The sequence below is a fragment of the uncultured Metabacillus sp. genome (assembly GCF_947503125.1).
GTDB lineage: Bacteria > Bacillota > Bacilli > Bacillales > Bacillaceae > Metabacillus.
In genome coordinates this window covers 1-14,881 of the sequence record NZ_CANNCR010000076.1, presented here as the reverse complement: position 1 = coordinate 14,881, position 14,881 = coordinate 1, and the positions used below count along the sequence as shown (strand labels likewise).

Genomic DNA, 14,881 nt, shown 5'->3' with positions numbered 1-14,881 from the left:
ATGCATTAAATAGTAACAAGAAAGCTGATTAGATAGGCGATATTAGCCTATATTAGAAAATCTGTGAATAATTCAGGCTTAAACAAATTTCTAGCATAAACTTCTTTCACATTGCATTTACCTATTATGGAGGTGTCAGATGGGGTCATTTTTCAAAAAAGGTACATCTAGTGTGAAGATGAGTTAATCCTAACTAAAGACAATGATTCGAAGACAAAGAGGCTTGTAGTTGGTGCCCTATTAGGTTCAATAGCCGTCATTTTTCAATCTGCGGGGATTTTTACTGGTATTGGTTATATATTGAGCATGATGAGTACTGTTCCTCTTGTGCTTGCTTGCCTATTGTCACTCAGAATCGGTATGATGACTTATTTCGTCACTATTTTTCTATTGGCCATGTTCCAGCCAAGTGAGCTACTGGTGTTCATCTTTACCACAGGCATACTAGGACTCAGTTTAGGCATTGGTCTTAAGTATTTAAAGAGAAGCATATTCATTATTCCATTTGCAGCATTATGTTTGACACTTGGTATTATAATTTTATTATATGGTTTTAAATTTCCTATACTGGGACCGTCGTTAACATCTCAATTTAGTAGTATGGTTATTTTAGGGACATTTATCTTTTCCATCTTGTATAGCTGGATTTGGAAGAAAGCAAGTATCTCTGCTTTTAAAGTCCTAAATAAAGTATTTTCTCGACGATTTTCAGACTAGATCCTATTGGCATGAAAGAAATGAGAAGACTCATTAAATCCTTGGCAGAAGAACGAAAAATGACATTATTAATACAGCCATATCCTTTCAGGGATAGAACAGTTCTCTGAACGAATGGGCATTATTCATGAAGATTGACTTTTTAGTTTTATCACATTTACTTATTAAGTCTTAGAAAAATAAATCCCGGATCTTCCCAAAGATCCGGGATTATCGTCTAAGATATTAACTTAAAACAGTATGATTGACTCTCGCAGAAATAGCCTCTGCGAATTCAGAAGTAGAGGAAATAGGCGCGAGAGTTTACTGTAACAGTGAAACACAGCATTTCGTTCATTTTATCCTCAGTTTGTGACAACTTTTCAAAAGATGTATTTTGAATATATCTTTTTGAGTGCCCCTGATATATTATAAACATGTAAATAAAATATATCTTTTAGGGGAGATAGACAAAATGCTAAGTGAAAAAACAATCAGTGTGATAAAAAGCACGGTACCTGTACTTGAGAAACATGGAAAAGACATTACCACTCGTTTTTATCAATTATTGTTTAGCAATCACCCGGAATTATTGAATATTTTTAATCATGCAAACCAAAGAAAAGGGGAACAGCAAACAGCATTGGCCAATGCCGTTTATGCAGCGGCTGCCAATATTGATAATCTTGGTGCCATCATTCCTGTGGTGAAACAAATTGGACAGAAGCACAGAGCATTAGGAGTTCTTCCGGAGCATTATCCAATTGTTGGTCAAACTTTATTAGCAGCTATTAAAAATGTACTAGGTGAGGCTGCTACTGATGAAATTATCGGGGCTTGGGCGGAAGCTTACGGCGTTATTGCTGATGCCTTTATTGGCATTGAACAAGAAATGTATAAGGAAGCAAAGGAACAACATGGCGGCTGGGAAGGATTCAGAAATTTCATTATCGAGAAAAAGGTCAAAGAAAGTGATGTTATCACATCATTTTATTTAAAACCAGAAGATGGAAAAGCGATTGCCTCTTATCAACCAGGACAATATCTCACAGTAAAAGTCCAGCCTGAAGGAGAAACCTATACACAGATTCGTCACTATAGTTTATCTGATGCACCGGGAAAAGATTATTATCGAATCAGTGTTAAACAAGAAGACAAAGGAGTCGTCTCAACTTACTTACATCAGTCTGTACAAGAAGGCGACCTTATAGCAGTAAGTGCTCCTGCAGGGGATTTCGTTCTGGAATCAAAAGAAATACCTGCCGTTTTAATCAGCGGAGGGGTAGGTCTAACGCCGATGGTCAGCATGTTAAACACCATTGTCGAGCAACAGCCGGAACGCGAGGTAACGTTTATTCATGGCGCCTTAAATAGCCAGGTTCATGCAATGAAAGAACATGTCGCTCAACTGGCTAATGAAAATGCAAATGTTAAGAGCTTTGTTGTTTACTCTGATCCTACTGTAGAAGATCAGGCAGCTAAGAATTATGATAAAGAAGGGTTTATTGATTTAGAATGGCTGAAATCGGTTCTCCCAAATAATCAAGCAGATTTTTATTTTTGTGGACCAGTTCCATTTATGAAAATGATGTACCGTGTTCTTAAGGAATGGGGAGTACCTGCAGAAAATATTCATTTTGAGTTTTTTGGCCCGGCAGGTCAATTAGAAGAACCAGTTGTCACAGCATAAATAAATAGGATAGTCATTATTAGATAAAGTAAACCTAAAGTAGACACAAAATCTTTACAAGAATTAGCTGATCTTCCAGGATCAAAACTCTCAACCGATAAGGTAAATGCGCTTCTTAAGGAGTTAAATAACATTGAATGGAACTTATTTTCAGTAAAATAGTCTTAAACAAAATGGACTGTCTAAAAAGTCCATTTTAGTGTAATATAACTCAAAATTTAAAACCCAAGGATGTTGATATAACAGCATTCTTGGGTTTTCCTTTTTTCAAGATTGGGTTGAAAAGCTACTTTTTGGACAGCATTTTTTAAAAACCGGAAAAAACTTTTTTTTTTGAATCTTTCAGTATATACAAACTACTTTTGACCAGCAGAAATTAACCGATAAATCCCTTCCTCCCTTAAAATCGAAAGCACAACCTCCGCAGAAGAGCTACCACCAGCCTGCTAATGAGAAGCTTCAGTCCTTGGTAGACAAGTATTGAGGTTTTTTCTTAGTGGAGGAAAGTAGTTCCTTCTCTTTTTTTATTTTTCAAAAAAGGTGATTAAAGTTTGTTCACTTAGTAGACAAGAGGAGCCTGAATGTGTATACTACAAATATAAGTAACTTGTTATACAAGTGAACAACATTACAAACCTAATTTTCTATAAATCTTTAATTGAGGTGACGAAGTTGAAAAATATATGTATTGAAGAATTAGAAGACATAGCCATTGAAATGAGAAAAACAGCTGTAACAATGATTCATAAAGCACAATCTGGCCACCCAGGCGGCTCACTATCTGCAGCAGATCTTATGACAGCGTTGTATTTTAAAGAAATGAACATTGATCCAAACAACCCTAATTGGGAAGACCGTGACAGATTTGTTCTTTCAAAAGGACATGTTTGTCCTATCCAATATTCTGCCTTAGCTTTAAAAGGATATATCCCATATGACACAATCTACACATTAAGAGAATATGGTTCTCCGTTCCAAGGTCATCCAGATATGAAAAAATGTCCTGGAATTGATATCTCTACTGGGTCATTGGGGCAGGGGCTTTCATGTGGAGTTGGTATGGCAATAGCAGCAAAACGAGATAAAAAAGATTACCGCGTTTTTTCTTTAGTAGGTGATGGAGAATGCCAAGAAGGTCAAATCTGGGAAGCTGCTCAGACAGCCGTAAAGTATCAATTAGATAACTTAATCGTTTTTGTTGATAATAATAGACTACAAATTGATGGTTTTTGTGATGAGGTTATGCCACTTCAAGATTTAGAAAAGAAATTCGAGGCATTTGGTTTGGAAACAAAACGAATTAATGGCCATTCCATGAAAGAAATTGTTGAGACACTTGATGAGATAAGAGTAGCTAAAAATGGGAAGCCAAAATGCGTGATTCTTGACACTGTGAAAGGTAAAGGTGTTTCTTACATGGAGGATGTTGCTGATTGGCACGGGATAGCTCCAAATGATGAAGAATACAAACAGGCAATTGCTGAAATCACAGGAGGTTTAAAATAATGAGCATAATTGGGAAAACGCTAACAATAAAAAAAGCAACAAGAGAAGCTTTTGGTGATGAAATTGTAAAGTTAGGTAAAGAGAATAAGGATATTTATGTCATTGATGTTGATATTGCAAAATCATGTAAAACAAGTAATTTTATTAAGCAATTACCTGAACAACATATTAATGTCGGGATTGCAGAGCAAAATGCTGCAGGGCTGGCGGCAGGATTGGCGACAACTGGTAAGATTCCTTTTGTAAGCACTTACGCGGTATTTGGTTCATTACGAATGGCAGAGCAAATTAGACAAGAAGTTTGTTATCCAAATCTAAATGTAAAAATTGCATGTTCACATGGAGGACTAACGCCAGCTAATGATGGTGGAAGTCACCAAGCGATTGAGGATATGGGAGTTTTAAGAAGTTTCCCAAATATGACTGTTATCATGGGGGCAGACTACTTTTCTACTAGAAAATTAGTAGAGCAAGCAGCAAAAATGTATGGTCCTGTTTATCTTCGCTTTACAAGAGACACTGTTCCAGTAATTTATGATGAAAATGAAGAATTTACAATTGGAAAAGCAAAGAAATTACAAGAGGGAAAAGATATTGCCATTATAGCGAATGGTGATACGGTTCATTTAGCAATAGAGGCTACAAAGGAATTAGAAAAGGAAGGTATTTCTGTAAAGCTATTAGATATGCATACAATTAAACCATTAGATCGGGATGCTGTTATCGAATGTTTAGAAATTGGACGTTTAATTACAGTTGAAGATCATAATATTTTAAATGGTTTAGGAAGCGCTGTGTGTGAAGTTGCAGCAGAAGAAGGTAAAGGGAAAGTGAGACGAATTGGGGTGCAAGATCAATTTGGTCAATCTGCTCCATATGAAAAATTAATGGAACTCAATGGAATTACTGTAAGTAATATCATTAAAACAGCTAAGGATCTGCTTCGATAAAAAAGTAAGCGTGTTTCTTATTAAATAATAAACAATAAAATTATCATACTATAAATGTAGGAGTGGAGATGCATGTTTGAATTAAATGATCGCGTAGCAATCGTAACAGGAAGTGGTTCAAAAAAAGGAATCGGACGGACAATTGCATTAACGCTTGCAAAACAAGGTGCAGATGTTGTTGTCGCTGACCTAAATTTAGAAGGTGTTGAAGATACTGTAAACGCTATAAATGAAGCTGGGGGAAAAGCTTTAGGTGTAGAATTAAATGTTACGAATAAAGAATCAGTTGATGCAATGGTAGAGAAAGTGTTAAGCGAATATGGAAGAATCGATATACTTGTTAATAATGCCGGCATCTCGCAAAAAGTCACTGTTCAGGATATGACTCTTGAAGATTTGACAAGAGTTTTTAATGTGAATATGTTTGGCTTATTCCTTTGTACTCAAGCAGTACTCGAAACAATGAAAAAACAACAGTTTGGAAGAATTATCAGTCTTTCTTCCGTTTCGGCAAAAAGAGGGGGAGGAGTATTTGGTGGAGCACATTATTCAGCCTCTAAAGCTGCCGTATTAGGCTTCTCAAAAAATCTTGCACGTGAAGTTGCAACAAATGGCATCACGGTAAACTGTGTAGCACCAGGTCTTATTAACACGGAAATATGGAAGTCCCTTCCGGAAGAAGATGCGAAGAATGTGATTGCTAGTATCCCAATGGGTAGACCAGGTGAAGTTCAGGAAATAGCTTCAACAATCGCATTTTTATCATCTGAAGAGGCTTCTTATATTACTGGAGAAGAAATAGATATTAATGGTGGTTCTCACATGGATTAATGAGATAACAGGCATTCCAGTTTGGGCTGCCTGTTTAATCATACCTTATATATCAGTATGAAAGTAAGCTAACGATTGGAGGAAAAGAACAGATGGGTACATTAGTTTGTGAAATTTGTAATGTAACAATTGATCATTTTGAGGATGAAAAGGTAACTGTTCTTTATACGAAGTGTGAGTGCTGTAATAATTCAAAAAAGGATAATAGAAAATTAGAAAAATAGGATAAAAATATGAAGAGGAAGATATGTTATGAAAGTAGCCCTTGCATCTGATCATGGTGGGATCACGATTCGAAAAGAGATGATCTCCTTATTGGAGGAGATGGATATTGAGTATATTGATTTAGGGTGTGAATGTTCTATATCTGTTGATTACCCGGATTATGCCATTCCAGTTGCAGAGAAGGTGGTAAAAGGTGAGGTAGATCGGGGTATTTTAATTTGCGGCACGGGGATTGGAATGAGCATTGCAGCAAACAAAGTCAAAGGAATTCGCTGTGCACTTGTACATGATACCTTTAGTGCCAAGGCCACAAGAGAGCATAATAATTCCAATACTTTAGCCATGGGTGAACGTGTTATTCGTCCCGGATTAGCCCGCGAAATTGCAAGGATATGGCTGACAACTTCTTTTGAAGATGGTGGAAGACATGAAAATCGTATAAGGAAAGTTGCGGATATTGAGATGCAAAGAATATAAAAAAATTACTACAATAAAGATGGATGAATGTTGACCAAATGATCCAAGAATAAGAATTTTACTATCTCCTAAAAGAGTGATGATCTAATTCATCACTCTTTTGTGTCAAGTTAAGTTATCATGTTGAATACTAATGAAACTTATTAACATAATATACAAGTGTTACCTTGCTCTTTAAAAAAGAAACGCTTATAATTATATGGTGGTTTAAAACGAATATTTATTGAGAGAAGTGATTAACATTAGCTTTAATCGAGTATCAAGTGAGAAATTATATATACAAATTTATAATCAAATTCTTTCAGAAATTCAATCTGGATCCTTTAATATTGGTGATAAACTACCAGCAGAAAGAGAACTGTGCGAGCAATTTGGCGTTAGTCGTGCTCCAGTAAGACAAGCATTAAGCGCCCTTGAGTTGAATGGGTTTATTTATTCTCGCCAAGGTGAAGGAGTGTACGTTAAAAATACACAGTTAACCAATAAGTCCGAGTCTTCCTTTATGTTTGATTCAACTTCCCCAGAAGATATTGTGGAAGCGAGAATGAATATTGAGCCTTTAATTGTTAAATATGCAGCTTTAAGAGCTACTGATCAGGATATAGCGGATCTTCGCTCGACAATTAAAAAGATGGAAGAAGAAACAAATGCAGGGATTTATGTTCCTGAAACAGATGAAGAGCTTCACAATGGTATAGCGAAGGCCTCCCACAATGATCTATTTATTAAGATTATGTCAGCAATTAGTAATGCAATGAAGCAACAGGAAATGTGGAAATTCATTCGTGATCGTACGGTAACTAGGCCAGATTATCGAGAGGTTAATTTTAAAGAGCATAAGATGCTTATTCAGGCGATTGAACAACATAATGAAAAAGAAGCTGTAGAGCTAATGACTTCCCATATGCAGAACTTGTACGATCGATATTGGAAAGACTAAATAGGTTTACTAAGTTATATACACATCATCTGTTTATAAAGAAAAGGAATGTATCAAGAAACCATACTTGATACATTTTTTTGTTTAGAGATAAGAAATTTTGTACTTAGTTTTGGTGTCTAGCTCCAGCGCCTAGCCCCTCTAGGGTCTAGCCACAAATGAATTGAAGACAAAGAACGTCTTCTATTCATTTGCGTCTTATTTGCCCGAGGCTGAGCAAGGCGCTTGCTCATTTCTTATTTTAGACCAAAACATGTAGCTACTAATTAAAAGACGTGTCCAAGATTACATGATAATTTCAGAAATTAATTTAATAGACATTGACATCCTTAGAAACTGTATATATACTTTGTTTATAAGTAACTTAGTATACAAATTTGTAAATCTACAAATTATTCCGTTCATAAATGTATGATTGTTTGGCTGAAGATGTAATCGCTTTAAAAAAGTGGAACTTAGACTATTAATCTAGTTACTTATGTAAATGACCAATCTATATTTACACTAAAATAAAGGAGGAATTGATTTGGCTTCAATTACATTTTTAAATGACCCAGTTACATTAGTAGGAAATGAAGTAAAAGTAGGGGACACAGCACCAGATTTTACAGTTCTTGATCAGGATTTATCTCCGGTATCACTTTCAGATTCAAAAGGAAAGGTCCGCTTAATTTCTGTCGTGCCTTCGATTGACACAGGGGTTTGTGATGCTCAAACAAGACGTTTTAACGAAGATGCTTCCAGTATAAACAATGTTGAAGTTTTAACGATTAGCGTGGATTTACCTTTTGCTCAAAAAAGATGGTGTGGTTCAAATGGACTTGAACATGTAAAAACACTTTCTGATCACCGTGATCTTTCATTTGGTGGAGCATATGGCGTTCATATGAAAGAGTTACGTTTATTAGCACGTGCCGTATTTGTGATTGATTCTAACGATAAGGTTATACATACTGAGTATGTCAGTGAAGTGACAAATCATCCAAATTATGAGGCAGCGATTGAAGCGGTAAAATCTGCGAAATAAGATTACTAGAAATGATTATTTTATACAGTTGACCGAAACCGTGCTCTATCATCTATAATAATCATGTAAACATGGGGTTTATTGGTAATATTCTAATTTTTAAAAGCTTCCACACAAAATGAGTCGTGCGGAAGCTTTTTGGTAGGATAATAACAAATTTAAACGGTATAAACATGTGTTTGGTTTTTAAATTGTTTTGTTGTCAAACCAGTCACTTTTTTGAACGTTCTGCAAAAATAGTGGGAATCACTATAGCCAACTTCATGGGCAATTTCATATGTTTTATTATTTGTTGTCTTCAGAAGATTTTTTGCTCTCTCAATTCGGGTGTTCGTTAAGTATTCGATTAATGTTTTTCCTGTTTCTTGGCTAAACATATGACTTAAATAGGATGCGCTTACATTTACAGCGTCTGCTACAGCTTGAAGAGATAACTGAGAGTCAGCAAAATGTTCGTTAATATAATCTACGGCCATTTGTACGGATGAAGAGTATTTGCTAGTAAGGTTTTCTCTAGTTGATATAACAAGATCCAGCATTTCTTCGATATAAGATAATGCTTCATGATAATAGCGAATCCAGCTTGCTTTTATTTCTAATTGATTGATTTTCTGCATGATGTCAAGATTATCCATCTCCATTTCCTTTAAATAATGGGAGATGGAAATGGTAAAATCCATTAAAAAGTAATACATGGTAAAAGGAGAACGAATCATTCCTTTTTCAAGATACGATGAATAAGAACGAGCAAAGCTAGAGATATCACTTGATCGTCCAACTTTAAGAAAGTCAATTAAGTCCCGGCGATTAAAATGCTGCAATTCTTTTTTTGACTCGGCATCAATCTCCGTTTCCTTTGATCTGTATTTCTGAATAATACTTGAATAGCTTTTCTCTTCATCGGCTTCCGAGAATGATACTGTAATCCCTTGAATACGGCTTTCTACTCTGCCAATTCCAAAGATGATTGGGTTGTCTGGGTGGAGATTGTCATGCGAAATCAAGCGTTGTCTAATGATCTCGGATTCTCTTTCAAGCGCCTGTTTCGATTCTCCCATCATGATAAAAATCGATTCCTTCACTTTTCTGCTAAAGCGCAAACAAACAAATTCATGATCAATCCAATCAATTGAATTTGGCCCATTTGTATATTCAACAATAATAATATAATAATAGCTTGAGATAAGATTTAGATTTAATTTTGAAGCTTCTTTAATAGCAGACGAAGAACTATAGACGCCTTCACAAAGTTCGTATAAAAACTTATCTCTAGAAGCAGATTTTGTTTGCAATAATTGACTTTCCAGGTCACTTAATCGTTTATTGCTCATTTCTTCCTCATCAATTTTTGCGGCAACCTTTTTCAAAATAGCCAGCAAATCCTGTGAACTGACCGGCTTTAGGCAGTATTCTGTTACTTGGATGCGCATCGCTTCTCTGGCATATTCAAATTCGTCATGTCCGCTAAGGATAATAATTTTGATAGAAGGCATTTTTTCGCGAAGAATTCGACTTAGCTCCAGTCCATCCATAAACGGCATTTTTATATCAGTAATCACAATATCAGGCTGATGCTTTTCGATTAATGGAAGGGCAACCTCGCCATCTGAAGCATCTCCACAATAAATAAATCCTTCTTGATTCCAATTAATGCTCTTGCCAATCCCTTCACGGATCGCCATTTCATCATCGACCAAAAATACCTTTTTCATTGGGATCCCCTTTCTGCCGGAATAATAACACTAACACGAGTGCCGGAGCCGTACCAGCTATTAATCTTTAAACCAAATGGCTCTCCATAATGTAGTAAAATACGCTGGTGAACATTCACCATACCAAATCCACCTTGTTTCTTTTCAAAGGGAACTCCTTGAGATAATTGTTTTCGTAAATCTTGTAATTTATCTTCTTTCATTCCAATCCCGTTATCAATCACATCAATTGAGATATATCCTTCTGGAGTAAAATCTCCTTTAATGCGAACAAATCCCTTCCCGCGTTTATTTTTTATGCCATGGTAGATCGCATTTTCAACAATAGGCTGAAGGGTTAATTTGATCATCTCATAGTTCAAAATATCTTCATTTAGATGAAACGTAACATCTAAAATATCTTGGTACCTCATTTTTTGTATAGTAAGATAATTGCGGATATGGTTAATCTCATCTTCTATAAGAATAAAATCCTTTCCCTTACTTAATGAAATTCTAAAAAAATAGGATAAGGCCTTTGTGATCTCAATGACCTGCTGGCTTTTCTTGGCTTCTGCCATCCATATGATTGTTTCGAGTGAGTTATAAAGAAAATGAGGATTAATTTGCGCCTGCATCGTCCGTAATTCCGCCATTTTTAATTGCTTTTGTTCATTCACACTTTTTGTTAATAGAGCCTTGATTTTCATAATCATACTATTGAAGTTTTCACCCAGGTCAGCAACCTCATCTGTCCCTTTGTTCACGATCTGCACATCAAGATCACCTTTAGAAGCTTGTTTCATTTTTTCTTTTAATGTACGAAGCGGAAGAATCAGCCTAGATGTGATAAAGAAATAAAATCCCATTGTAAAAAGTAAAATCGACCCTACAGTTAATGTAATTAAACTTCTGATTTCAGTAGCTTCCTTCGTAATCTCTGCGAGCGATGCATAGCGAATAAATTTCCAGCCAGTCAATTCAGATGTATCATAGACGATAAATGTTTTATTCTCCGTAAAATATCCAGATTGGTTTTCTTCCAAAGGTTTTCGCTCGGTTATTGGTGAAGCTTTTTCAAATTGTGGCTGGGAAAATAATAGATGACCTGTTTCTGATTCAATATGAATCGTACCGGGCGTTCTTGATGAAGCTTCGTGAAGAATATCTATAAAAATGGAAGCTTTTATCACAATATTAATGTAACCAATGACTTTTTTAGAACTGTCCGATACAATTGTACTTGTCATCGAAAAGGCTGGATTACTATTTTTATAGATCGGTTCGATTACTGTCTTTGTTGGCTGATTTCGCAGGTCCAGATAAGGAGGCTTAGTGATTGTCTCTCTATCAATTTGATGAACCCCTCGGTCCTCACTTACTGCCTTCCCTTCAAGATCAATAACTTTAATATTCATGATGCTGTCACTAAATTGATAACTTTCTCTGTAAAGCTTGATCATGCCTAAAATACTTTTTGATTCCTCAGCCGTATTTACTTTGTCAATTAAAAATTGTACGGTGCTGTCCTTTTTCCCAATTTCAGTAAATCTTCTAATATCTTGATAAACAACATCAAATTCTCTTTTTAGTTGACCCATTTGAATTTGGGCTAGTGAATAGGACTTTTGCGCAACAATATCATAGGACTTCAGATAAGAGATTACCCCAACAAGGATGAGTGGTATGACCGTTAAAAAAAGAAACATCATTAAAAGCTTTGTACGTAAGCTAGAGGCAATCCATTTTGTGATTTTCATGATTTATCCAACCTGCCCATAATAGAATAAATGAATTTGAAATAATGATAAGAGTGTTTTGGGATTATAGTTTAAACTGCCTGATGTTCTCTTTCATTTCTTGAATTCGTTCGACCAGCTTATAAGATGCATCAGACACTTCCTCAAGAGTCGTTAATTGTTCTTCACCCATGGCCGCAATTCCGGCAATTTCCGCATTACTAATTTGGGAGCTCTGCTCAATGTCTGAGATCATTTTACGGACAGAAAGCATTTGATCAAACGCTTCCTGCATGTCTTGCTTAATGCTTTCAATTTCGACTTGCTGGTTATTTCTAATGGAGCGAATCGTTTGGAAGCCTCCATTTATTTGTTCTGTTTTGATTCTGCTAAATTGAATAATTTCGAGAGCCTCTAGGTGTTGTTTTTTAATAGTAGAAATTAGGTTTGTTAAGTGGTTCATATTGGAATCAGAGTCTTGGGAAATAGCGTTCGCTTCCTCAGCGACTTCTTTGAACCGGGTTAATACGCTTTCAATTTTTTCATTTGTTGAGTTCTTAGGAATTTCATTAAGCAGCGTTTGAGCTAATAGATTAGTCTCCCGTTCAACAAGCTTAATGAGCCGTAAATATTCATGCATTTCTCCTGACAGTTTTTGAAGTTCCTCCGAATCACGGTTAACTTGATGTATAGTTTGGCTTATTTTTTCAAGCAGCTCATGGAAGGTAATAAGCTGGCTGTTTATTTCATTCGTCATTTTTAATGTTTCGTTTGATTGGAGATTCATTTTGTTTGATTTTACTAGTACCTCGTTATATTTAAATAGCAGATGTTCAAATGTAGAGACTGATTTTTGAATGAGTTGATCTTGTTTATGAAGATTGACTGAGATGGTTTGTGTTGCTTCTGCAACATCTTCACCCGCCAATCTGTTTTCAAGAATACTTTGATGTATATCCTTTGAAGTTAAAACGACTAGATCATTTGTATTTCTCACGCTTAAAATAATATCCTTTAAATTATGAAACATTCGATTATAGGCACGACATAAATCACCGATTTCATTTTTAGAAGCAATCGATATTTCTCCTACTGTTAAGTTTCCTTCCGCAATTTCATTTGTTTTTTGTCCTAAAGCGCGAATAGGTTTGACAAAACTTCCTGATATATAGATAGCAAATAATAATGAGAGAATAATAATACCAATAAATGCACAAATATAAATGGTTATGTCTCTTTTTAAATTAGCGGAAATAATATTTTCCGCTTCTCCTTTAACCAGGAGGGTTTTTTGCAAAAGTGCCTCAACTTTTTCATCAATAAGGTCGGTAAGAATCGTTATGTATTCATATGTAATATTTCGTTGATCAGCTGAAACATTTGTTTGTATTTGCTCGCCAAGCTTATCAATATATTCAGTCGTTGTCGTTAATGTTTCGCGAACCTCAGATATTTCCTTCGAAAATTGGCCATTTTTATCATCGCGTTCGATTTTATCCAAATTTTGGTACATATTGTTTAAATGGTCGTATTGGGTTCCATTTTCAAAATGGACCTTGCCATAAGCAATTTCTCTAATCTCATCATTGAGCTGTTGCTTAAGCGAGCCATTAATTGAATTTGTCAGCGTAATCGTTTCCATCATGGCGTTATACTGCTGAATATATCCAAGGAAAAGATAGATTTGAACACAGTTAGCTGTGGCCAGCCATAAAAGAATAACCGAGAAAACGAGAATTAATCTTCTCTTTAATGATAAATCAGACAATCTTGGATGCGCTTTCAAATATGATCCCTCCTTCTTAGAACCATATTACTATATAAAGAATTAAATGTAGATAAAAAAAATGTGCAATTTCAATTAAAAATTTTACAGTTTTTGAAAAGGGGAGTCATAAAAACAGGATAAAATTTTACATTTTTGGCAAATATCCAGTATTTTGCAATTCTTCCGGCGATATCGTTATTTAGACGGAGATTTGTCTTTAATGCTTAATGCAACTTACCGCACTGATCTTCTATACTAAAAATCTAAAAACATAAGAAATTAGTAGAAAAAACATATAAAACTACAAAAAAACAAATTCTTTAGAATATTCACAATAATATGTCTGTAATGTATAATAAGTACAAGATACACAGAAGGAGGTAATAAATGAAGACATATAATCATTTTATCGATTTAGAACCAAAATTTCTCCTCTTATTGGCATCGCTTCACTCGCATTTTTCAAGTAATTGATAAACACTTGTTTTTAATAGTTTTCTTTCTTCAGTTTTTAACCATTCCGTGATATCTCGAGAGATAACCAGGAAAACTTCCTTCCAGTCAATTTAAAACCTTGCAATTTAAGCTCAACTTTCATTTTTTCGCCTGTTATAAAAACATATTCGCTTTGTTGTAAAGTGAAAGATCGTTTTCCTTCTATCATTTTTTAGCTTTTTGCTTGAGTAATCACGTACTTAGTCGGATACTTCAACAAAAGTGAAAAATAAGGATGGTTTGTTATGGAACTATTTGAAACATTATATGATGAGCATGAAAGAGCCGACGTACGGTTTGTTGGTTTTACAACGGACCATATTCGATATGATTTTGGGATCGTTTATACCCAAATGTTTTTTGGAAAACCACTTGTCATATGCATGCAATCCGGTAGATCAGCTTTGTTGGATTCAAGTGATATTAAGAATATTGAGTATTTAAAAAAGGTATTTTGTATTAGTTCTCTTAAAGAAGCAGAGGATGTATCACTTTTTTTTAAGCAATACCTTTCTACCTCATTTTATATTGAACAATATACCTGATTGGTTCTATAGGTCCTTAAATTAAGAATCGACTCCTTGGTATATGGGAGTCGATTTTTTTTGTAATATCAGAATTTATATATTTTTTTAACATAGCTTGCGTTTCTGAATCTAGCTCCAGGCGCCATCGGCTCTAGGGTCTAGTCAAACAGGAATTGAATTGAAGGTAAAGAACACCTTCTATTCCTGTTCGCCTTATGCTTGTCGCCGATAGGCAGGCGCCTTTGTAAGCGTCAAGTGAAATTGAACACTTTTTGCTAATTAATTTTGAACAGTTTCTTCTTCAAAAATGGAAGAACGA

At 35.2% G+C, this 14,881-nt stretch carries 12 protein-coding genes and 1 pseudogene; 10 read left to right on the top strand and 3 right to left on the bottom strand.

Going from position 1 to position 14,881, the window contains the following annotated elements; genetic code table 11:
• Positions 1-713 precede the first annotated feature (713 nt).
• The 9 genes and pseudogenes from Q1B07_RS23960 to tpx all read left to right on the top strand — a co-directional run.
• Positions 714-849, top strand: a pseudogene (locus Q1B07_RS23960) (ABC transporter ATP-binding protein); the annotation flags it as partial.
• A gap of 322 nt (positions 850-1,171) precedes the next feature.
• Complete coding sequence (hmpA, locus tag Q1B07_RS23955) at positions 1,172-2,386, top strand: NO-inducible flavohemoprotein (RefSeq protein ID WP_299094624.1); 1,215 nt, start codon at positions 1,172-1,174, stop codon at positions 2,384-2,386.
• Between the two features lie 672 nt (positions 2,387-3,058).
• Positions 3,059-3,892, top strand: a complete 834-nt coding sequence (locus tag Q1B07_RS23950; RefSeq protein ID WP_299094627.1) for a transketolase — start codon at positions 3,059-3,061, stop codon at positions 3,890-3,892.
• Positions 3,892-4,842 carry a transketolase C-terminal domain-containing protein gene (locus tag Q1B07_RS23945; RefSeq protein ID WP_299094630.1) on the top strand — a complete coding sequence of 317 codons (951 nt, stop codon included), beginning with the start codon at positions 3,892-3,894 and terminating at the stop codon, positions 4,840-4,842. Before Q1B07_RS23950 ends, Q1B07_RS23945 begins: the two co-directional genes overlap by 1 nt.
• A 72-nt stretch (positions 4,843-4,914) precedes the next feature.
• Complete coding sequence (locus Q1B07_RS23940) at positions 4,915-5,673, top strand: SDR family NAD(P)-dependent oxidoreductase (protein WP_299094631.1); 759 nt, start codon at positions 4,915-4,917, stop codon at positions 5,671-5,673.
• Positions 5,674-5,765: 92 nt separating this feature from the next.
• The gene (locus Q1B07_RS23935; RefSeq protein ID WP_299094633.1) at positions 5,766-5,897 is read left to right on the top strand and encodes a GapA-binding peptide SR1P; all 132 of its coding nucleotides are present in this window, start codon (positions 5,766-5,768) and stop codon (positions 5,895-5,897) included.
• Between the two features lie 28 nt (positions 5,898-5,925).
• Positions 5,926-6,375 (top strand): ribose 5-phosphate isomerase B, encoded by a 450-nt coding sequence (gene rpiB / locus Q1B07_RS23930; RefSeq protein WP_299094635.1) that lies wholly within the window; start codon positions 5,926-5,928, stop codon positions 6,373-6,375.
• 232 nt (positions 6,376-6,607) lie between these two features.
• Positions 6,608-7,315, top strand: a complete 708-nt coding sequence (locus tag Q1B07_RS23925; RefSeq protein WP_299094638.1) for a FadR/GntR family transcriptional regulator — start codon at positions 6,608-6,610, stop codon at positions 7,313-7,315.
• A 526-nt stretch (positions 7,316-7,841) separates the two neighbouring features.
• Positions 7,842-8,342 (top strand): thiol peroxidase, encoded by a 501-nt coding sequence (tpx, locus tag Q1B07_RS23920; protein ID WP_299094641.1) that lies wholly within the window; start codon positions 7,842-7,844, stop codon positions 8,340-8,342.
• A gap of 158 nt (positions 8,343-8,500) precedes the next feature.
• Here the strand turns inward: tpx and Q1B07_RS23915 are convergent, their stop codons facing one another.
• The 3 genes from Q1B07_RS23915 to Q1B07_RS23905 all read right to left on the bottom strand — a co-directional run bounded on the left by Q1B07_RS23915 (position 8,501) and on the right by Q1B07_RS23905 (position 13,558).
• A complete protein-coding gene (locus Q1B07_RS23915; RefSeq protein WP_299094643.1) occupies positions 8,501-10,054 on the bottom strand; it encodes a response regulator in 1,554 nt (517 codons plus the stop codon).
• The gene (locus Q1B07_RS23910) at positions 10,051-11,793 is read right to left on the bottom strand and encodes a sensor histidine kinase (protein WP_299094645.1); all 1,743 of its coding nucleotides are present in this window, start codon (positions 11,791-11,793) and stop codon (positions 10,051-10,053) included. Before Q1B07_RS23910 ends, Q1B07_RS23915 begins: the two co-directional genes overlap by 4 nt.
• A 64-nt stretch (positions 11,794-11,857) precedes the next feature.
• On the bottom strand, positions 11,858-13,558 hold the full coding sequence (locus Q1B07_RS23905; RefSeq protein ID WP_299094648.1) for a methyl-accepting chemotaxis protein: 1,701 nt from the start codon (positions 13,556-13,558) through the stop codon (positions 11,858-11,860).
• Between the two features lie 722 nt (positions 13,559-14,280).
• Between Q1B07_RS23905 and Q1B07_RS23900 the strand changes: the two genes are divergently transcribed.
• The gene (locus Q1B07_RS23900) at positions 14,281-14,580 is read left to right on the top strand and encodes a DUF3055 domain-containing protein (protein WP_299094651.1); all 300 of its coding nucleotides are present in this window, start codon (positions 14,281-14,283) and stop codon (positions 14,578-14,580) included.
• Positions 14,581-14,881 lie beyond the last annotated feature (301 nt).

Bases quoted from the DNA above. Each gene is read 5' to 3' on its own strand.
- hmpA (WP_299094624.1), top strand. From the start codon at position 1,172: ATGCTAAGTGAAAAAACAATCAGTGTGATAAAAAGCACGGTACCTGTA.
- Q1B07_RS23945 (WP_299094630.1), top strand. From the start codon at position 3,892: ATGAGCATAATTGGGAAAACGCTAACAATAAAAAAAGCAACAAGAGAA.
- Q1B07_RS23940 (WP_299094631.1), top strand. From the start codon at position 4,915: ATGTTTGAATTAAATGATCGCGTAGCAATCGTAACAGGAAGTGGTTCA.
- Q1B07_RS23935 (WP_299094633.1), top strand. From the start codon at position 5,766: ATGGGTACATTAGTTTGTGAAATTTGTAATGTAACAATTGATCATTTT.
- rpiB (WP_299094635.1), top strand. From the start codon at position 5,926: ATGAAAGTAGCCCTTGCATCTGATCATGGTGGGATCACGATTCGAAAA.
- Q1B07_RS23915 (WP_299094643.1), bottom strand. From the start codon at position 10,054: ATGAAAAAGGTATTTTTGGTCGATGATGAAATGGCGATCCGTGAAGGG.
- Q1B07_RS23910 (WP_299094645.1), bottom strand. From the start codon at position 11,793: ATGAAAATCACAAAATGGATTGCCTCTAGCTTACGTACAAAGCTTTTA.
- Q1B07_RS23900 (WP_299094651.1), top strand. From the start codon at position 14,281: ATGGAACTATTTGAAACATTATATGATGAGCATGAAAGAGCCGACGTA.